This window comes from Acetobacter sp. UBA5411 (assembly GCF_002409645.1).
Classification (GTDB): Bacteria; Pseudomonadota; Alphaproteobacteria; order Acetobacterales; family Acetobacteraceae; genus Acetobacter.
The window spans coordinates 164,364-183,276 of record NZ_DHNR01000019.1 but is presented as its reverse complement, the minus strand read 5'-3'; the positions used below and the strand labels follow the sequence as shown (position 1 = coordinate 183,276).

Sequence of the window (18,913 nt, the reverse complement as noted above, 5' to 3'; positions counted from 1 at the left end):
CAGACATAAAAAAAGGCGAGGACCGAAGCCCTCGCCTTTGATGGAAGCAACCGGAGTTAGCCGGGTTGCGGAGACGCATCCCCCAAGGAAGGCGGTGCTGTCGGTTTACCGATCACCGGCGGCACCGAAGAGCGCCGGTTTTCCGGCATGGCATCATCGACCACAACACGCTCGATTGGCTCGCCGCGCAGGATCTGACGGATTTCCTCACCACTCAACGTTTCATATTCGAGCAGTGCTTCCGCCAGACGATGCAGTTCGTCGATATGCTCGATCAGCAGCGTCCGGGCACGGTCATAAGCGGAATCGATCAGCCTCTTGACCTCGCCATCAATGTCACGCGCCGTCTCTTCCGAGATGTTCTTGTTCTGCGTCACGGAGTGACCAAGGAACACTTCCTGACCATTATCGCCGTAAGCGATCATGCCCATCTTCTCGCTCATGCCCCATTCGGTGACCATCCGGCGTGCCTGATCGGTCGCCATCTTGATGTCACCGGATGCGCCACTCGTCACATTGTCCGGGCCAAAGATGATTTCCTCAGCAGCACGACCACCCATGGCGAGATCAAGCTCGGCCACACATTTCGCACGGCTCTTGGAATAACGATCCCCTTCCGGGAGGCTCATCACCATACCCAGAGCGCGTCCACGCGGAATGATGGTGGCCTTGTGGACCGGGTCCGTGCCATGCGTCAGGATGGAGACGAGAGCATGACCACCTTCATGATAGGCCGTCATCTTCTTCTCGTCGTCGCTCATTACCAGTGAGCGACGCTCGGTGCCCATGAGCACCTTGTCCTTGGCGTTCTCGAACTCCAGCATCGCAACGGTCCGCTTGCCCTGACGTGCGGCCAGAAGTGCGGCTTCGTTGACCAGATTGGCCAGATCGGCACCGGAGAAGCCCGGTGTTCCACGTGCGATGACTTTCGGATCAACGTCAGAAGCCAGCGGCACCTTGCGCATATGCACGCGCAGGATCTGCTCACGACCGTTCACATCCGGGTTCGGCACCACGACCTGACGGTCGAAGCGGCCCGGACGCAGCAGCGCAGGATCAAGCACGTCAGGACGGTTGGTCGCGGCGATAAGGATCACGCCCTCATTGCTCTCAAACCCATCCATCTCCACCAGCATCTGGTTGAGGGTCTGCTCGCGCTCATCGTTACCGCCGCCAAGACCGGCACCACGGTGACGACCCACGGCGTCGATTTCGTCGATGAAGATGATGCAGGGAGCAGCCTTCTTGCCCTGTTCGAACATGTCGCGGACACGGGATGCACCCACACCCACGAACATTTCCACAAAGTCGGAACCGGAAATGGTGAAGAACGGAACGTTGGCCTCGCCTGCAATCGCACGCGCCAGCAGCGTTTTACCTGTGCCCGGAGGACCGACAAGCAGCACGCCCTTCGGGATCTTGCCACCGAGACGGGTAAACTTCTGGGGGTCTTTCAGAAATTCGACGATTTCTTCCAGCTCACCCTTGGCTTCCTCAATGCCGGCGACATCAGCAAAGGTCACGCGACCCTGCTTTTCCGTCAGCATACGGGCACGGGACTTGCCAAAACCCATCGCCCTGCCACTGCCCGACTGCATCTGACGCATCATGAACAGCCAGACCGCACCCACCAGAAGGAACGGGAACCAGTTCAGCACGATCCGCAGGAACGGATTACCTTCTGCCTCAAGCGGCTTGGCGACCACTTCCACGCCCTTGCCCGTCAGACGGGAGACAAGACCGGTATCCTGAGGCGCGTAGGTCTCGAAGGAAGTGCCGTTTGTCAGCGTGCCGGAAATATTGTGTTCCTGAATAATGACCGAGCGCACCTCGCCCTTGTCGACATCACCGATGAAGTCGGAATAGGCGATCTGCTGAGCAGCATGCTGCGCCCCGGTGGGCTGGAACATGTTGAACAGGAACAACAGCAGAACAATGATGCAGACCCAGAGGGCTAGGTTACGTCCAAAATTATTGATCACGACATCCGTTCCATACTGTTCCTATACGCGTCCGTTCCTGTGGCGCTGGTCTCATGAGACCGGTTTCACGCGACGAATGCAATCCTGTTCATGCTGACATTGGGTCTTCGCACCCTGCATGAAAGTGGCGCTCAGGTTAAATATGCGTTCATCCAGCGGAAAGTTGCCGTCACAGGCGACTGCGGGGCAAAATCAAACGACACTTCGGCAAGCAGTTTCTGATCACCCACCCCCATATGCGGCACGCACAGACGTTGCCCCTCCTTCCAGAGTGCAGGTAGCGTCGCAGTCAGCACGGCTGGTAAACCTGCCCGGTCTTTGCGAGACAATCCCGATCCTGCGGCCCCCATCATGAGATCGGAAGGCATGCTCTCCCCTGAATATCTGAGGACGAACCGCCTGTCCCAGCACTGATTTTTACCAGCTGGAACAAGAGATTGCATGGCTGCCATTTCCCGTATGAGCAACCACTGCTCCCGGCGGTCCTCGCCAGTCTTTCCTCGTAACAGCCTTACACCGCCAAGAGTGCCCGGTATTTTTTTTTCACGCAGTTTTTCCACCGCCTCCAGAGAAGGAAGATAATCACTCCCGCCAATGCAGCGCATCAACGCAGCCAGAGCGTGCACGGATGGCAGTGTTTCTCCAAGCGCAACCCACCCCGCTGACATCAGGCACTGCGTCTCAACCAGTTCATGGATGATCGCCCTCTCCTGACGGATACGTTCATTGGCAGCCATTTCAGCCTGCCGTAACAATGCCTGTTTCTCCGTCGGCGAGAGCTGTTTCCTTACCCTCACTCGTTCGGCACGTTCATTTTCGTTCGAAGGGTCATCACACCAGCCAAGCCCTGCCTGACGAAGCGTATTGCGGAGGGTCTCGCGGGAATAACCAAGCAGAGGGCGAATAATCCGGATATCCGCACGCTCGGACACCCATGCCATTCCCGACAGACCTGTACCGCTGCCTCGTCTCTGTCGCATTGCAACGGTTTCTACCTGATCGTCAGCCTGATGAGCGACAAGCAGATCAACTGCTCCAACCCGGCGACAGGCTTCAATAAGCACTTCATAGCGGGCATCACGCGCACGTTGAGCCAGAGCCGGCCCATAAGGAAGATCCCTGACCCTGAGCAGTTCAGCGGGAATACCCAGTTTGGCAAGGGTTTTCAGCGCGCTTGCGGCTTCCTGCGCAAATTCGGGACGCAACCCGTGATCGACCACAAAGGCGATCAGCCGTTTTCTCCAGAATGCCGCAAGCCACGCCAGCGCGATGGAATCACCACCACCGGAAACAGCCAGAGCAACCGGAGGCGCAGCAGGATCGTCGGGAAGCCACGGCCCCAGTCTGCTCATGATGGTCTGGAAATCGTCTCGCGAAACAGTCGTCTGACCGGTAAACAGGGAGGGTTCTAGCTCTTCTGATAGACCGGTCGTCACAGGTTTACTCTCAGGAACACTCACCCTGCTTTGAGAAATAAGCTGTCGATTTCGCGACACGTTCCGAAGGATTGGGGAATTCGGATTTCAGTTTCGCCAGAGCCTGACAGGCGGCCTTTTTATTCCCGAGGCTGATCAGAGCCGAGCTGACGCCAAGCAACGCATAGGGTGCTTTCGCTCCCTTTGGGGAAAGTTTGTAGGCGTCATAATAGGCGACAGTGGAGTCACGATACTGCTTCTGACCGGCCAGAGATTGCCCAAGCAGATACTGGCCGTCGATTTTTACAGCGCCTTTTCCATGCGCGATCACCGATTGGGCGCTCTGCTGCGCCGCGCTGTAATCATGCTTCAGGAGGGCTGCATTTCCAGCCTTGAGAGCAGACTCCGGTGTCTGGGCTGCTTCCGTCGAAGCCGTTGCTGCATGCGAACCGCCTGTCTCTTCCTTCTTGCTGGTCGAGGATGCGGCGGCTGTAGTCGCAGCCGCAGCGCCGCCACCATTCTGGGCAGCAAACTGCATGTCGCTCATCTGCTTGGAGAGAGAAGCGCTCTGTTCCTTGAGCTGGTTGGTCAGTTCTTCAAGCTGCCCACGCATGTCGCGCTGCTGAGACTCAAGCGTATTCACCCGATCGAGAAGCTGGGCAACAAGATCACCGCTTGCTCCGCTCGACTGACTGCCCACGGCTACAGGAGCAGGCAAAGAGCCCGATGACGACGCTCCACCACTCTGAACCTGCGAGAGTTGCTGACGCAACTCCATGATCTGGTCCTGAAGCGCGATGCCTTCCCGACTGGAAACCTGCGCGTGCGCCACGACCGGTCCAAAAGACAGGAACACGGTGGATACCATCAGGCACGTCATCCGGAAGGAATTCCGGAACGGGTAAGAAAATCCTGTCATGAGAAATCTTGTGCGGCTGAAGAGCCGTCTCCCTCTGGCGTTGTCCCTGCCCTTCCGGCTTCTGCATGTTCGTTACCGAAATACAGGTGACCAGAGGCCAGTGAAGCATCTGTCGATCCGAACGACTGACGATCCATCTATCTGTCTATTTTAACATGATTCCTCATGCGACTAGCAAGCGGCGAGGAACCACAAGAAATGCCCCGTCATGGACGACTGCATATTCCCTTAAAGAAAAACACTCTCGTCAGAAGAGGAGTTTCAAAGCACATAAAAAAAGACCGGACAGATGCGTAAGCACCTGCCCGGCCTTTCAAACGTCACAATAAAACTGTTCCAGACAGAAATTACTGAACGGACGTGATCGCGTTACGGTTCTGAGCCCAGACGTCTTCACCTTCGCCTGTCGCTGTCGGACGATCCTTACCGTAGGAAATCGTCGTCATACGCGAGCTGGCGGAGCCCTTCGCAACGAGATAGTCGCGAGCGGCGTTCGCACGACGCTGACCCAGTGCAAGGTTATATTCCTCTGTGCCGCGGTCATCGCAGTTACCAGCGATCTGCACGGAAACCTGCGGGTACTTCGCAAGCCAGTCAGCCTGCTTGTCGAGGGTAGCCTTGGCGTCGCCGGAAAGGCCGCTCTGGTTCAGCTCGAAGAAAACGCGGTCGCCCACATTTGCGACGAGATCAGCTTCGCTTCCCGGCACCGGGCCGCTCGGCTGTACAGCAGCGCCTGAACCGGTGTTGGCACCGGTGTTGGTGTGATCATTAGAGCAGCCAGCAAGAAGAGCCGCTACACCGAGCGCACCAAGAAGTTTCAGTCTCATTTGTTTGATCCTGGGATCAGTTCCCTAAACGGAACATAAGGGGATGGGAATGGTAGAAAAGGAACAGTTTTATCGCCCCCGGCAACAGAAAATCTGCTCCATATGCAGATGCAACCTTCTACCAGAGATTACCGTCTCGTAAGCCACATTACTGAAGACGCGTCAAGCATCTTCAGCATATGCCTTACTATTTTGCATATCCACCCTGCATGAAAAACACTCTCAAAAGCGTGAATACTTGCAGTGTCAGACGTTCAGCGGCGACCAGGTCGGGCCGGAACCACCTTCCGGCGTCGGGATGGCACGCTCATGGAAACCAGTAATATCAATAGTATGGATAGCAGCCCCACCGCTGGCTCCGCTGCGCGAGAAGGCCAGAACACGACCATTCGGGCAGAAGCTGGGCGATTCCACCGTATAGCCCTGCGTCATGATACGTTCGCCGGTTCCATCGGGATTCATGACGCCCAGCGAGAACTGACCGCCTGAAATACGGGTAAAGCCGATCAGATCGCCACGAGGAGACCAGACGGAATCTCCATAATTGCCACTACCAAACGAGAGTCGGCGCGCGGCACCACCACTTGCACTCATGATGTAGAGCGCAGGTGAGCCACCCTTGTCAGAGTTGAATACAATCTGAGAACCGTCAGGACTGAAGCTCGGGCTCACGTTAATTGCACCACCCGAGGAGGTAATCTGCCGCTTCGCACCGGACGCAATATTGACCGAATACAGGTCAGAACCACTTCCTTTCGCCACAGGAACAATCAGGGAGTTACCATCGGGCGAATAGTGCGGGCCAAGCGGAACGCCGTTGAAGTCACCGATGATGCGCTGATGGCCGCTGGCGAGATCAAACACATAAATCCGCGGCACGGCCGAGGCATAGGAAAGAAAAGCAATCTGGTCGCGGACCGGGCTGAATGCCGGCAGCTTGGTCTGCGTGCTGCTCAGGATGCGGCAGTTCGCGCCATCCTGATCCATGACAGCCAGCCGCATACGGGGCTGATGCACGGACCCTGAACGGGAGATAAAGCCAATCCGGGTGTCGAAATACCCCTTCTCACCAAGCATTCGCTGATAGATCACATCGCCCATGATGTGAGCGATCCGACGCCAGTTGGCGGCGTTGGTGGTGTAAGCCGTTCCCTGAATCTGCTGACCTGCGAGAACGTCCCACAGCCGGAACTCAACGCGGATGCTGCCGCTTCCCGAAAAACCACCTGTGACAGCCGCGTGAGCACCCATCGCCTTGTAAGGCGCGAAATCGGGCGTTCCGGACATGGCGGAGCCCGGAAGAACCTTGAACAGACCCGTGTTGGAAAGGTCATTGGTCACAACCTGCGTGATCTGCTCACCAACACCCGGACCAAAAGAAGGAATCACGATGGGAATAGGAGCCGTGCGCGCCTGATCCACCGTGATTTCAGCCGCCGGAGCATCAGCAGCAGCCCAAGCTGACAGAGGTGTCGCCGTCAGTCCTCCGACCAGTCCGGCTCCCGCCGCCAGACCACCACCCAGAAGGGAGCGACGGCGCATGCCGTTCGGACCAAACGCCTCCGCAAGAGCTTCGGCCTCATGATCCGGGAGATAGCGGTTGGAAATCGAAACCATGGTCATGTGTCCTCTCTAATCCTGCGGCTTACGGCCGGAAGACGAATTTCAGAGTCTGAGTCTTGCCCAGCAGGTTCTTGGGAATAGGCAGTTTTGAACAGGTCGGACTGAGCACTGCCGCCCGCGCCCGTTCAGCAAGGGCGCGGTATGACGAATCACTGTTCATCTTCGCCTGCGTTTCGGGCGCAAAAGTGACAATACGCGCCTCGCCACTCGCATCGACCGTCACAACGAGATGCGCAACGAAACTCGCATAGTCCTTGGCGGCGGTATCTTCCGTGTAGCAACGACGGACTTCTCCACCGATCGCACGCTGATCGCCTGCGCTCATCTTGCCCGTGATATCCCCGTTGGGTGAACCACCACCATCGGGTGAACCACCCTGACGTGGATTGGCCTGTCCTTTGGGGGCATGCGTCTGCTTGGAGTCAGCACGGAAGGAATCCAGCGTCTCCAGCAGGGAATGCGTGTCAGCCTCGGTTTTCTTGGCCGGGTTGGGCTGCGTGATGTGCGAAGGCAGCACCATATCCGGCAGCTTGTCCGTGGGCTGCGACATCGGCGACGGCGGCGCGACGGCAGATGATGTCACTGCCGGCGCCTGCAGGGACGGCGGAGCCGCGACCTTGGAAGGCGTCGGTTTTGCCGGAGGTGTCGGCGGCGTCTTTTCAGCGTCCGGCGACGGCTCCTCCACCTTTGGTGGAATTGGCGTATCCGGCAACGGCGGCGCTTCGATCGGCGGCGGGGGCGGCACAGGCGGCGGAGGTGGCGGCGGAGGCGGTGTCTCTTCCGGCGGCAATGGCTTTGGAGGAGTCGGCGTCTGCGGCGCGTCTACCTTTTCGGGAGCCGGAGCGGGTGCAGGCTTGGAAGAAGGCGTGGCGGATTTTGCCGGAGGGCCGGAATCGCTGCTGGCGCCTTCAAACTGCACTTCTACCGGTGGGGGTTCCTTGGGTTCCTCAGGCGGCTTCTGCTCTGGAAGAGCCAGCAGCAGAGCAGCGAGGATCAGGAAATGCAGCGAGCCCGAGACAATCGTCGAGCGCCGCATCAAAATGGTTTCGGAACGGCGGGGCCGAACCATGGAGAGTCAGACTCCTGACGTCATGCCGCAGTGCAGCAGATCGTGGAGAACCACTGAGGTCCACGACCACCGCACCGGGGCGCATGAAGGAAAAAGGGAAAGTTCTGAATCATGAGTGACAGATCTCACTGACCAGCCGCAGCAGCAGGCTGCTGAGCCAGCAGGGCAACATGCGTGAAGCCGCCAGTTGTAATCTGGCCCATCACCTGCATGACCTTGCCGTAGTCGATATGCGCATCGCCACGCACGAAAATACGGTGCTCCTGATCATTCTGCGCCGCGGCCTTGAGCTGGTTCACCAGTTCGTCCGCAGAAACAGGATTGTCACCAAGGTAGATCGAACCGTCAGCCTTGATGGAGACGGTAATCGGCTTGGTGTCCGTATTGACCGGTTTCGCATCGGTTTTCGGCAGATCTACGTTGACGCCGCTGGTCATCATCGGAGACGTGACCATGAAGATGATCAGCAGCACCAGCATGACGTCGACAAGCGGCGTGACGTTGATGTCCGACATCGGACGACCCCGACGGCGTGAGCCGCGACGACCGCCTCCTCCTCCGACCGACACGCCCATGACTTACGCCCTTTCCTCGGACTGACGGGACAGGATGGCTGCGAATTCCGTACCGAAGCCTTCCAGACGGTCCTGAAACTGCATCAGGGAATTGTTGATCACGTTGTAGCCAATCACGGCCGGAATGGCGGTGATAAGACCAATCGCTGTTGCAAACAGAGCTTCGGAAATACCGGGAGCGACGACACTCAGGTTGGTGTTGTGCATGGCGGCAATCGAGCTGAACGAATGCATGATACCCCAGACCGTGCCAAACAGACCGATAAACGGTGCGATCGGACCGATGGTTGCGAGGAAAATCATCCAGCGCTCAAGACGATCCATCTCACGCGTGATGGTGATGTTCATCGCCCTGTCGACGCGTTCCTGCACGCCGCCATGAACAAGGTCCACGCCCGGAATGCGGGAAGACCGACGCCACTCGCCCATTGCCGCGCCAAAAATGGCGGCCATCGGGTGAGAAGGCTTGGCGCCTTCATTTTCATACAGATCGTCCAGACTGCCGCCGGACCAGAACTTGTCCTCGAATGCCGTGGCCTGCCGTTCGACACGGCGCATGGTCACAATTTTGTCGAAAATGATGGCCCAGACCCAAATGCTGCAACCAACAAGGCCGAGCATGACCAGTTTGACGACCAACGACGCCTGCACAAACAGGCCCCACAGCGACAAATTCCCGCCCGCAGCTGCGGCGAGATTTGTTGCGTCTACCGCTGCTTGATCCAAAAAACGCCTCCTGTCCTGATACGGACCTGCTTTTTCCTGCCGCGCAACCGGCTTCCGGCAAAAGCCGAAGAAGACAGTGCATATCCGACTCGTAAAACATTCGAATCGTCAGGCGATCCTTACTGGCTTCCTGCGGAAAGCAGAAGAGACCTTCCTATTATTCGTGTTTCATTCTTCAAGTCTGGCAAGGAGAGCACGCCACGAAGGCGGAAATCGGGCAGGTCGTCCATCTTCCGCACGAATACAGGCCAGACGTACGTCCGTGTGGACGCAGAGTTCACCATCCTTAAGGAAATCCTGCACCAGATGGCAGGTTGCCGCCGCCTGCGCCCTCAGTCTGGTCCGAACGGTAAAAACATCGTCAAGACGCAGTGGCCGACGGTAATCCAGAGTCGCATTGCGAACGACGAACAGCAGCCCATAGTCGTTCAGCAGATCCATCGCCGACATGCCTTCCGAACGAATGGCCTCCGTGCGTGCTCTCTCTGCGAACGCCAGATAGCGCGCATGATAGACGACGCCGCCCGCATCAGTATCTTCGTAATAGATTCGGAAGTCGATGTTATGAATGGTCATGCTTCGCCTTCTTCGGTCATGTCATCTTCGGCAAGAAGATCGAATTGCGCCATCTGCGCCGATGCCGGTGGCGTCAGTCCAAGATGTCGCCATCCCCGCTCGCCCAGCACGCGCCCCCGGCTTGTACGGAGCACAAGACCTTCCTGAATGAGGTAAGGCTCAATCACATCCTCAAGTGTGTCACGGGCTTCCGCCAAAGCAGCGGCCAGCGTCTCCACGCCCACAGGACCGCCATTATGGTATTCGGCGATCCGCCGCAAATACCGCCGATCCATCCCATCAAGGCCAAGGCCGTCCACCTCAAGCCGGGTCAGCGCCGCATCGGCCAGCTCCGCCCCGACCGGCTCATCACTGGTATTACCGACTGAGGCAAAATCCCTAACCCGACGCAGGAGGCGTCCGGCGATACGCGGTGTGCCACGGGACCTACGGGCAATCTCCATCGCTCCGGCTTCCGTCAGCGCAAAGCCGAGCTTACGCGCACCTCTCGACACGATCAGTTGCAACTCGTCCGGAGTATAGAACACCAGCCGCAACGGGATACCGAAACGATCCCGCAGAGGTGTGGCCAGCAGTCCTGCTCGAGTTGTTGCCGCTACCAGCGTGAATGGCGCGAGATCAATTCTTACCGACCGAGCTGCGGGCCCCTCTCCGATGATCAGATCAAGCTGGAAATCTTCCATCGCCGGATAGAGGATTTCCTCAATGGCGGGTTGCAGGCGATGGATCTCGTCAATGAACAGCACATCATGCGGCTGAAGATTGGTCAGGATCGCAGCCAGATCCCCTGCCCTCTGGATCACCGGCCCGGACGTAGCGCGGAATCCGACGCCGAGTTCACGCGAGACAATCTGCGCGAGAGTCGTCTTTCCCAGTCCCGGCGGCCCATGCAGCAGGACATGGTCGAGCGCTTCTCCGCGATTGCGTGCAGCCTCGATAAAAATTGCAAGATTTTCCCGGCTGGATTTCTGTCCTGTGAAATCGGCAAGGGTCTGCGGACGAAGACCTCCTTCACCAAGATCCTCTTCGGTGCGCTCAGGATCGACTGTGCGGTCGTTCATTTCGCCAGTTCTTTCAGAGCATCACGGATAACGCCATCAAGCGTCGCTTCCGCCTCTTTTTCCGCAATCAGACGCGACACGATAGGCCAGGCCTCAGCACGACGGAAACCCAACCCGGCGAGCGCCAGCAGGGCGTCTGCTTCAATGGTTCCACCGACATTTCCCTGCGCGATGATAGCCGCTGTTGCTGTTCCGCCCCCACCGCCCGGCATTTTCCCGGCCTTGTCGCGTAACTCGGTCAGCAGACGATCCGCAAGGCGTCCACCCACACCCGGCGCACGAGTCAGGCTGGCTTTGTCAGCGCTGGCGATGGCGGAAATCAGCTCTGATGGAGACAGCGTGGAGAGAAGCCCAAGCGCGACCTTGGCTCCGACCCCCTGAATGGCAGTGAGTGTGCGAAACCATTCGCGCTCGGCTGTGGTTGCGAAACCATAGAGAAGAATGGCGTCTTCCCGAACAATGGTTTCCACCAGCACCTTTGCAAGCTCGGGCGGGTTCGGAAGCGCTGAAATCGTTCGTGTGGAGGCGAATACAAGATACCCCACCCCGTTCACATCAATCACACAACGATCGGCTTCCACATGTGACAGCAGGCCAGCCAGCGAAGCGATCATCGGCGGGCACCTGCGCCACGGGCCACAGCGCTCCGGCTTCCGGCTTCCACACGCAACGTACTGGCGCGATGATGGGCGTGGCAGATGGCGACAGCCAACGCATCGGACGCGTCATTGCGGGAGATGGAAGCAGTGGGCAACAGACGACGCACCATCATTTCAACCTGTTCCTTGGTAGCGGCCCCTGTTCCAACCACGGAGCGTTTGACGGACATCGCACCGTATTCAGCGACAGTCAGACCTTCCAACGCGGGAGCCAGCAGCGCAACCCCGCGTGCATATCCAAGCTTCAGGGTCGAAGAGCCGTTCCGGTTGACGTAGGTTTCCTCCACGGCCGCCTCATTGGGTTTGTGCGTCTGGATTAAAGCCGTCAGCGCATCATAAAGAGCGCACAGACGAGCGGGCACAGGTTCACTGCTATCGGTTGCAATCACCCCATCCGCGACGTGAATGAGACGATTGCCGTCAACGTCGATCACACCCCAACCAGTGAAGCGCAGTCCGGGGTCAATGCCTATAAGGCGGGCTCGTGAAGTCATGTTTGTTCTCTTAGCGTTCTTGTTCTGCGCACGCCAGAGCATCTCCCCTTGAGCCGAGTAAACGATCCCCTGTCATACTGAGTATTTGTTACTCGCAGCTTCACTCCCTCTTCCTGGAAAGATAGCTTTAATAATTTCCGTGATAAGCCGGAGCGACTCTTCGGGACCGGCAAAGGAATACATGACGATGGCACGAGTAAGATGTCTCATGATGCAAAGAGATGAGACACTCCTTCTTGAGGCCTGGTTCCGATATTACGGATATCTTTTCGGCTTTGAGAATCTGTGTGTTTTTGACAATAATTCCACTGATCCGGCTGTTATTGAAACCCTGAAGACCTATGAGCGCGCCGGTGCGGACATTCACTGGGGGCATAACCGCCCGGAGGATTTCCTCGGCCGCAATGAGCATTTCAAAAACATCATTCGTCACTGGGATTCAGGCGGGAATTACGATTTTGTCCTGCCTGTCGACTGTGACGAGTTTCTTTCCGTTTTCACGGAAGACGGACTGAGTTGTTCCAGAAAATCCATCCACTCGGCTTTCGATGCGCTCATTGGGGATAAGCGTGCATTCGAGATCAAGTCCATGCTGCTCAATGTGCCCACAAGACCTGGGTATTTTCGTCCCGAACAGCACGTCCGCACTTTTCTGGCGGCCGGTACGCTCGACAATATGGATTTTGGTTTACAGGGCTGCTCTTCCAGAATTTCACCAGATCGGCGGATTACGGATTTCACTTTTATCCATATGCACAACAAGCCATTTGGCACGCTGCTGCAGCACACGCGCTACAAGCTGGAAAAAGCCGTTCCCCTCGACAATCCCAAGATTCTGGCGGGTTATCACGGACCGGAAGCCCGACTGATCCGGTATCTGGGCATGAAAGAAGAAGACTACCTACAGCAGTTCGATAATGGCGTATTTCTAAGGTTTCAGGGGTTGGCCGATCTCTTGATCGCCCTAGGCATCGCTGACCACTATTTGACCGAAGGGCCATCCCAAACATCAGATACGACAGATGGCATTGATTTTATCGATGTGAGCAAAGGCAAGGTCACAAAGACGATCTGCTTTAATCCCGCAGCTTATCTCCGTCTCAATGCTGATGTGAGAGCAGCCAGAATCATGTCTTTACGCCATTATATTTCACATGGCCGAGAAGAAGGGCGCCCCTTTACAGAAGCCACTTCCGAAGACACGCTCCTGAAGACCGCACTTCCGAACAATGCAGATACCCCAATCCTGACTCCGAAGAAGCCGAAGCCAACAAAGAAAACTTCTCCCAAGGGTCAGACAAGGCTGCCACGCAAGAAACCAGCCACTTCCTAGAGGCTGGTGTTTTTATTGCGCAAACTGCTTTTCTTAGGGCATCGCGCCGATACTTCCAGCTCCATACAATCCGTGAACAGAGTGACGATTTCCGCTCTCTCCAGCGGAGTGACATCCTGTCAACGCAGACAGGATGACGAAAACTGTTGTCAGTTTTGCCATCCTGTTTCGTACAGACGGACTAAGGAAGCCTTCTGTTCTTCTGAAAAGAAAAACAGTCTTTCTTCTCATGTTAGATCACTGTCCGGCAGAAGCTGGAGCAGGCATCGCAGGCGCAACAACAGTAGAACCCGCTGTACCACCAGCCTGCTGCTGAACTGACACATTCGGCGCCACTACACGATTGAGCACAGTGAAAGACACCGCCTCCATGGTGGTGACATCGATCTTGTCGTCCTTTTTCAGCTGAGCAAGCATCGGCTGAAATATCTTCTGTTTCACCACAACATCACGTTGTGTTCCCGCCGTGTCGATGACCGTCAGTGTATGTGTTTTCACATCGGCTGAAACGACGCTGACGCGTCTCCGCCTGAAAGTCACCAATGTGCCGTGCGGATGACGATTCGCATAACCACGGGCAGCAGACGTTGTGGATTCCGGGGCCGGACTATCAGGTGTGGCAAGCGTCGCATCCAGTGTCTTGATCACACGAATGTTCAGCCGATCTCCCTCACTGAGATGCGGCAGGGCATGCCGCTTAAGCGGCACATCAAGAGTGAACAGATCACCGTCTTCAGCGCGCAGCAGGATTTCTCCCGTGGAACTATCGACAGTTTCAACCGTAGCAATCGTACTGTTTGTGGCCGTGATCACACTCTGTGCTGCAGCAGGCTCTGCCACAAGAGCGGTTACTGCACATCCAGACATCATAGCCGCAAGGGCTACGGCACGGCAGGACCTGCCCGGACGAAAGAATGTCGAGGGATTCATGGTGTCAAGACGCCTTTAAAATTCAGATCGCGCAACATTACAGGCAAGGAATGCCCTATACCATTCCTGATTGCATAACTGTCATAATTTGAGAACCAAAAGTGATCTGTCATGTAGCAGAGCAGCAATCTGTTCGGGCCCCCTTGAATACCATCGTGAACAGGAAAATGCCTTTTTCTTCATGCGATCGCCTGTTGCACAGTTCCCTCTCAACAGGCTTATGATTTATGTTGTAGCAGTGACGCTCTCTTTTGCGGCTTCAGGGCGCTGCGCGATATTCTGACTCGATCAAGGATCATTCTCGTGCCGACAAGCTCTCCTTATCCTCCCGAAGTGATCCCGACGATCCGTGTCGTCGCCATGCCGACCGACACCAATCCCGCAGGAGATGTTTTTGGCGGCTGGCTGGTCTCCCAGATGGATCTTGCCGCCGGAACAGCAGCCGCTTTTCGCGCCAAAGGTCGCTGTGTCACCGTGGCCATCGACAGTTTCATTTTCCATGAACCGGTCGCTGTCGGCGACGAAGTCAGCATCTACACCAAGATCACGCAGACAGGATCAAGTTCAATTATTGTCCATGTCGAAACCTGGCGGAGAGCACGCAATACCAACGAGCGCCGCAGAGTGACACAGGGCAAGTTCACCTTCGTTGCGCTGGATGAAAATCGCAAACCCCGTCGCCTGCCGCCAGAAGCTGGATTTGATACGATTACGGACTAACAGAATAAAAAATAATTTCGGCATAAAAATTCGCTTGAGCCTTAATGTTTGGTTCCCGTTTTTAAGGATTCTCTTATTATGATTTGTTCATCCGCCTTCTTTATAGATCAAGGCACCATTGCTGGTGAAAATCGATCCTTTTAGAAAGATTAGAGTGTGAATATTAAAATTTACATTGCAACACATAAAGAATTCAATTCACCATTCGACCGAAACTATGTCCCCATCCAAGCCGGTAAAGCCGTTGCAGAAACGGCGACTTCCTTTCAGGGCGATAATACTGGTGACAATATTTCAGATCTTAATAAGCATTTCAGTGAACTGACCGTATTATACTGGGCCTGGAAGAATGATTTATCATCAGATTTTATCGGTCTCGTTCACTACAGACGATATTTCGCCAAATCCCAGTATAGCATTGATAAATACGTAACAAACTGGGGCGAAACAGATCCAGTTCTTGAGGATGGGCCGCCAATTGCCGCCTCGAATGACTTTGGTTTACTTGAAGGTGACACCGATCTGATTTTGCCTGTCCGTCCTCTCATTGGGAACCTTCTGCAGAATTATGGATCCAGCCATCATATAGAAGACATGTATGTAGTACGTGAAGTTATTAAAAAAATCCATCCTGATTATATTGATGCCTTTGATTACATCATGCAGAACGTAACATATATGTACAACTGCAATATGATGATCGCAAAAAGAGAAATAATTTCAGAATACAGTGATTGGCTTTTTAATATTCTTTTCTCCATGAAGGATATGAAATTCTACAAACATTACGATGAATACCAGCAGAGAATTTTTGGCTTTATATCAGAAAGACTCTGCAATGTGTGGCTACTCAAAAACCGACACAGACTGTGTATCGGTGAACGTAACATGACTGTAATCTGAAACACTTAAAGGCTCTAAACATCATAGAACCTGCGTTTTTTCATTACGATTAAAAAATGCATGCATGAAATAGCACTATTATAACAATAGCCAATCGGATGAAATTGGTTCTACACCCCGTCACTTTTTCCGCTCAAAGCCATGCCAAGCCTGAGTGTGGCCGCCACATTGCGTGCAACATGAATCAGATTGGGGCGGGCCTCGGCAAGAGCCTCAGCCAGTGTACACGGCCGTGAAACCGATGCGAAAACAGCCTCGATCCCGACAGTATGCACTTTCTCGACTTCCGGCCCCAACGATCCACCAAAAGCGATAACCGGTTTTCCCAAACGTCGCGCCACCTCAGCTACACCTGCCGGTGTTTTTCCTCGAATAGTCTGACCGTCAATGCGTCCTTCTCCCGTAATAACAAGGTCCACAGGCCGCAGAAGCTCTTCCAACCCCAGCATCTCGCTGACGATATCGAAACCGGGTCTCAAACGAGCGTTCAGAAAAGCAAGCGTCCCAGCTCCCGCGCCTCCGGCAGCGCCAGCTCCGGGAATATCCGCGACCGTCTTGCCCAGATCTTCTTCCAGTCTTTGCGCATAGACGGTCAGAGCATTATCCAGAGACGCAACAAGTTCGGCAGAAGCCCCTTTCTGCGGACCGAATACAGCGGACGCCCCCTCCAAACCGAGCAGAGGATTATCCACGTCACACGCGACCTCTACCGTGCATTCCGCCAATCGCGGCTCCATATTCGAGACGTCAATACGCGCAAGCCGACGCAGCGCCAGACCGCCAGCCTCAAGCTCCCGTCCCTGCTCGTCCAATAACTGCGCACCGAGCGCCTGCGCCAGACCGGCGGCTCCATCATTTGTGGCGCTTCCACCAAGACCAATGATGAAATGACGGCATCCTTCATCCAGAGCGTGACGGATCAGCTCTCCCACGCCACGGGTGGTGGTGCGACCGGGGTCACGCTGTTCGGGTGCCAGTATTTCCAGCCCTGCAGCAGCGGCCATTTCGATTACAGCAGTGCGTCTATCCCCCGTGACACCGTAAAAGGCCTCTACCGGAGTGCCGAGCGGACCGGTAACCGACACTTCCACGCGCTTGCCCTTGGTTGCAGCGATCAGGGCAGCGACTGTGCCTTCGCCTCCGTCAGCAGCAGGACAGGCAATGAACTCGACATCTGGAAATATTTCCTGAAAACCGGCCTGAATGGCCTCCGCCACAGCAATGGCGGTGAGACTTTCCTTGAAGGAGTCGCAGACGATGGCGATTTTCACTCTTTGTCTCCTCAAGTCCGATCTATTCAGACCAGTCAGTAGCTGAAATGCGCATTCTGCAAAAATGTTCCCACATTTTGCAAAAACGGTCAGGAAATGATCTCACAAAACTGAGCTTTTCTGCATCAGACATTAAAAAAGGACGCCCTTGCGGAACGCCCTTTTCATTCGCAACGGTAAAAAATGCGCTTCAGCCCGGAAGCATGGAACCGGTTTCCACAAAACGCTCATGCCAGGAAAGGGCTTCCTTAAGCAGATGAGGCGTATGCTTGCCGAAGGAATCCTTCTTGGCCCGCGCCAGATAATCTTCCAGCATCGGGCGGTAGGTCGGGTGCGAGCAGTTGCGGATCACAACTTCCGCACGCTGCACCGGTCCTAGACCACGCATATCCGCGAGCCCCTGCTCGGTCACGATGATCTGGCTATCCTGCATGATGTGGTCCACATGCGCCGCCATCGGCACGATTGCCGAGATGTGGCCATCTTTCGCCGTGGAAGGCGTCAGGAAGATCGACAGATAGGAGTTACGGGCAAAGTCGCCTGATCCCCCAATGCCGTTCATCATTTTCGAACCCATGACACGGGTTGAATTGACGTTGCCGTAGATGTCAGCCTCCAGCATGCCATTCATGGCGATGCAGCCCAGACGACGGATGACTTCGGCGTTATTGCTGACATCCTGCTGACGAAGGATGATCTTCTCGCGGAAGAACGAAATACGTGCGTTGATTTCCTCAACGGCGTCGGGACTCAGAGAGAACGACGTCGCAGACGCGATCTTCATCCGGCCATTGTCCAGCATACGCAGCATGCCGTCCTGAATGACCTCGGAATAGCCCATCAGATTCTCGAACGGTCCTTCATTGAGACCATCCAGAACCGCATTAGCCACATTGCCGACACCGGACTGCAGGGGAAGCAGATTCGCGGGCAGACGACCGACCTTTACTTCATGCTCGAAGAACTCAAGCAGATGTCCGGCAATGGCCTTGGCCGAAGCATCCGGCTTGGCGAACGGTGCGTTCCGGTCCGGCTCGCTGCTGCGCACGATCCCGGCGATCTTGGCCGGATCAACCCGCAGGAACGTCTCGCCAATCCGCTCGTCCGCACTGGTGAGAGGAATGATGTCACGGGGCGCCATGCCGCTGATATTGCCCCGGAACACGTCATGCATGCCCTCAAGACCTTCAGGCTGCCAGTCATTAACCTCAATGATGACCTTCTCGGCCAGATCCATGAAGGTCTGCGAGTTGCCTACAGATGAGGTCGGAACAATCCCGCCATCCTCACGAATCGCAGTCGCCTCGATAATGGCGAAGTCGAACTTGCCGTAATTACCCTGCACCGCACGGGGAGCGACCAGTCCGAGATGCGTATCGAAATACTCGGTCTCGCCGGAATTGATGTTGTTGCGCATCGCAGCGTCTGTGTTGAACGGCGAGCGGTAAGACACGCCATGCACCTTTGCGAGCGCCCCATCCAGCTGGGGTCCCGTTGACGCACCCGTCACCAGACGAACCTTGAGCTCCTCGCCCTTCTCTTTGGCTGCGGTAATCCGGTCAGCCAGCGCCATCGGGACGGCTTTTGGATAGGCAGCGCCGGTAAAACCGCTGGTTCCCAGAGTGGCGCCATTGCCAATCATGGCGGCAGCGGCTTCCGCCGGCATTTCCTTGGCGCGCAACGCCTGGCTACGGATACGATCAGTCATAAAGCGTTCCAGTTCCAGCTTCGATTCAATGGATCGGCCCCGCAGCCACTTCCCCTCAGGGAATCGTCTGCATCGAGCCACCTGATCCGGGGACAGAAGCGGTCTTCTGACTGTTTCTTGTT

General features: G+C 55.8%; 18 protein-coding genes. 3 read left to right on the top strand and 15 right to left on the bottom strand.

Features of this window, described 5'->3' with window-relative positions; all coding sequences use genetic code 11:
• Nucleotides 1–56: 56 nt before the first annotated feature.
• From ftsH to ruvC, 12 genes are all read right to left on the bottom strand, one after another.
• On the bottom strand, nt 57–1,979 hold the full coding sequence (gene ftsH, locus B3759_RS06000; RefSeq protein ID WP_291364990.1) for an ATP-dependent zinc metalloprotease FtsH: 1,923 nt from the start codon (nt 1,977–1,979) through the stop codon (nt 57–59).
• Nucleotides 1,980–2,113: 134 nt separating this feature from the next.
• Nucleotides 2,114–3,418 carry a tRNA lysidine(34) synthetase TilS gene (tilS, locus tag B3759_RS05995; RefSeq protein ID WP_291364627.1) on the bottom strand — a complete coding sequence of 435 codons (1,305 nt, stop codon included), beginning with the start codon at nt 3,416–3,418 and terminating at the stop codon, nt 2,114–2,116.
• Nucleotides 3,419–3,428: 10 nt separating this feature from the next.
• Nucleotides 3,429–4,277, bottom strand: a complete 849-nt coding sequence (locus B3759_RS05990; RefSeq protein WP_408736452.1) for a hypothetical protein — start codon at nt 4,275–4,277, stop codon at nt 3,429–3,431.
• A gap of 386 nt (nt 4,278–4,663) precedes the next feature.
• Nucleotides 4,664–5,143: a peptidoglycan-associated lipoprotein Pal gene (gene pal / locus B3759_RS05985; protein ID WP_010666760.1), complete on the bottom strand. Its 480-nt coding sequence runs from the start codon at nt 5,141–5,143 to the stop codon at nt 4,664–4,666.
• Nucleotides 5,144–5,389: 246 nt separating this feature from the next.
• Nucleotides 5,390–6,760 carry a Tol-Pal system protein TolB gene (gene tolB / locus B3759_RS05980; protein ID WP_291364622.1) on the bottom strand — a complete coding sequence of 457 codons (1,371 nt, stop codon included), beginning with the start codon at nt 6,758–6,760 and terminating at the stop codon, nt 5,390–5,392.
• A gap of 28 nt (nt 6,761–6,788) precedes the next feature.
• Entirely contained in the window at nt 6,789–7,835 is a 1,047-nt protein-coding gene (locus B3759_RS05975) for an energy transducer TonB (RefSeq protein WP_291364620.1), read from the bottom strand.
• A gap of 125 nt (nt 7,836–7,960) precedes the next feature.
• Complete coding sequence (gene tolR, locus B3759_RS05970) at nt 7,961–8,410, bottom strand: protein TolR (protein WP_291364618.1); 450 nt, start codon at nt 8,408–8,410, stop codon at nt 7,961–7,963.
• Nucleotides 8,411–8,413: 3 nt separating this feature from the next.
• On the bottom strand, nt 8,414–9,136 hold the full coding sequence (gene tolQ / locus B3759_RS05965) for a protein TolQ (RefSeq protein ID WP_010666764.1): 723 nt from the start codon (nt 9,134–9,136) through the stop codon (nt 8,414–8,416).
• Between the two features lie 168 nt (nt 9,137–9,304).
• Complete coding sequence (ybgC, locus tag B3759_RS05960; RefSeq protein ID WP_099347402.1) at nt 9,305–9,712, bottom strand: tol-pal system-associated acyl-CoA thioesterase; 408 nt, start codon at nt 9,710–9,712, stop codon at nt 9,305–9,307.
• On the bottom strand, nt 9,709–10,773 hold the full coding sequence (gene ruvB, locus B3759_RS05955) for a Holliday junction branch migration DNA helicase RuvB (protein ID WP_291364614.1): 1,065 nt from the start codon (nt 10,771–10,773) through the stop codon (nt 9,709–9,711). The genes ybgC and ruvB overlap by 4 nt, the downstream gene beginning before the upstream one ends.
• A complete protein-coding gene (gene ruvA / locus B3759_RS05950) occupies nt 10,770–11,387 on the bottom strand; it encodes a Holliday junction branch migration protein RuvA (RefSeq protein ID WP_010666767.1) in 618 nt (205 codons plus the stop codon). The genes ruvB and ruvA overlap by 4 nt, the downstream gene beginning before the upstream one ends.
• Nucleotides 11,384–11,926, bottom strand: a complete 543-nt coding sequence (gene ruvC / locus B3759_RS05945) for a crossover junction endodeoxyribonuclease RuvC (protein WP_099347477.1) — start codon at nt 11,924–11,926, stop codon at nt 11,384–11,386. Before ruvC ends, ruvA begins: the two co-directional genes overlap by 4 nt.
• 208 nt (nt 11,927–12,134) lie before the next feature.
• Between ruvC and B3759_RS05940 the strand changes: the two genes are divergently transcribed.
• Nucleotides 12,135–13,259: a glycosyltransferase family 2 protein gene (locus B3759_RS05940; protein WP_291364611.1), complete on the top strand. Its 1,125-nt coding sequence runs from the start codon at nt 12,135–12,137 to the stop codon at nt 13,257–13,259.
• A gap of 237 nt (nt 13,260–13,496) precedes the next feature.
• Here the strand turns inward: B3759_RS05940 and B3759_RS05935 are convergent, their stop codons facing one another.
• The gene (locus B3759_RS05935) at nt 13,497–14,189 is read right to left on the bottom strand and encodes a hypothetical protein (protein WP_291364609.1); all 693 of its coding nucleotides are present in this window, start codon (nt 14,187–14,189) and stop codon (nt 13,497–13,499) included.
• Between the two features lie 360 nt (nt 14,190–14,549).
• Between B3759_RS05935 and B3759_RS05930 the strand changes: the two genes are divergently transcribed.
• Entirely contained in the window at nt 14,550–14,909 is a 360-nt protein-coding gene (locus B3759_RS05930) for an acyl-CoA thioesterase (protein ID WP_173572748.1), read from the top strand.
• Nucleotides 14,910–15,065: 156 nt separating this feature from the next.
• Nucleotides 15,066–15,812 (top strand): DUF4422 domain-containing protein, encoded by a 747-nt coding sequence (locus tag B3759_RS05925; RefSeq protein WP_291364607.1) that lies wholly within the window; start codon nt 15,066–15,068, stop codon nt 15,810–15,812.
• Between the two features lie 110 nt (nt 15,813–15,922).
• Here the strand turns inward: B3759_RS05925 and B3759_RS05920 are convergent, their stop codons facing one another.
• The gene (locus B3759_RS05920; RefSeq protein ID WP_291364605.1) at nt 15,923–17,083 is read right to left on the bottom strand and encodes a glycerate kinase; all 1,161 of its coding nucleotides are present in this window, start codon (nt 17,081–17,083) and stop codon (nt 15,923–15,925) included.
• 190 nt (nt 17,084–17,273) lie between these two features.
• Nucleotides 17,274–18,791: a succinate CoA transferase gene (locus tag B3759_RS05915; RefSeq protein WP_291364603.1), complete on the bottom strand. Its 1,518-nt coding sequence runs from the start codon at nt 18,789–18,791 to the stop codon at nt 17,274–17,276.
• Nucleotides 18,792–18,913 lie beyond the last annotated feature (122 nt).

Excerpts from the sequence above, each read along its gene's own strand:
- B3759_RS05990 (WP_408736452.1), bottom strand. The coding sequence starts at position 4,277 with ATGACGTGCCTGATGGTATCCACCGTGTTCCTGTCTTTTGGACCGGTC.
- pal (WP_010666760.1), bottom strand. The coding sequence starts at position 5,143 with ATGAGACTGAAACTTCTTGGTGCGCTCGGTGTAGCGGCTCTTCTTGCT.
- tolB (WP_291364622.1), bottom strand. The coding sequence starts at position 6,760 with ATGGTTTCGATTTCCAACCGCTATCTCCCGGATCATGAGGCCGAAGCT.
- B3759_RS05975 (WP_291364620.1), bottom strand. The coding sequence starts at position 7,835 with ATGGTTCGGCCCCGCCGTTCCGAAACCATTTTGATGCGGCGCTCGACG.
- tolR (WP_291364618.1), bottom strand. The coding sequence starts at position 8,410 with ATGGGCGTGTCGGTCGGAGGAGGAGGCGGTCGTCGCGGCTCACGCCGT.
- ybgC (WP_099347402.1), bottom strand. The coding sequence starts at position 9,712 with ATGACCATTCATAACATCGACTTCCGAATCTATTACGAAGATACTGAT.
- ruvB (WP_291364614.1), bottom strand. The coding sequence starts at position 10,773 with ATGAACGACCGCACAGTCGATCCTGAGCGCACCGAAGAGGATCTTGGT.
- ruvA (WP_010666767.1), bottom strand. The coding sequence starts at position 11,387 with ATGATCGCTTCGCTGGCTGGCCTGCTGTCACATGTGGAAGCCGATCGT.
- ruvC (WP_099347477.1), bottom strand. The coding sequence starts at position 11,926 with ATGACTTCACGAGCCCGCCTTATAGGCATTGACCCCGGACTGCGCTTC.
- B3759_RS05940 (WP_291364611.1), top strand. The coding sequence starts at position 12,135 with ATGATGCAAAGAGATGAGACACTCCTTCTTGAGGCCTGGTTCCGATAT.
- B3759_RS05935 (WP_291364609.1), bottom strand. The coding sequence starts at position 14,189 with ATGAATCCCTCGACATTCTTTCGTCCGGGCAGGTCCTGCCGTGCCGTA.
- B3759_RS05930 (WP_173572748.1), top strand. The coding sequence starts at position 14,550 with ATGCCGACCGACACCAATCCCGCAGGAGATGTTTTTGGCGGCTGGCTG.
- B3759_RS05915 (WP_291364603.1), bottom strand. The coding sequence starts at position 18,791 with ATGACTGATCGTATCCGTAGCCAGGCGTTGCGCGCCAAGGAAATGCCG.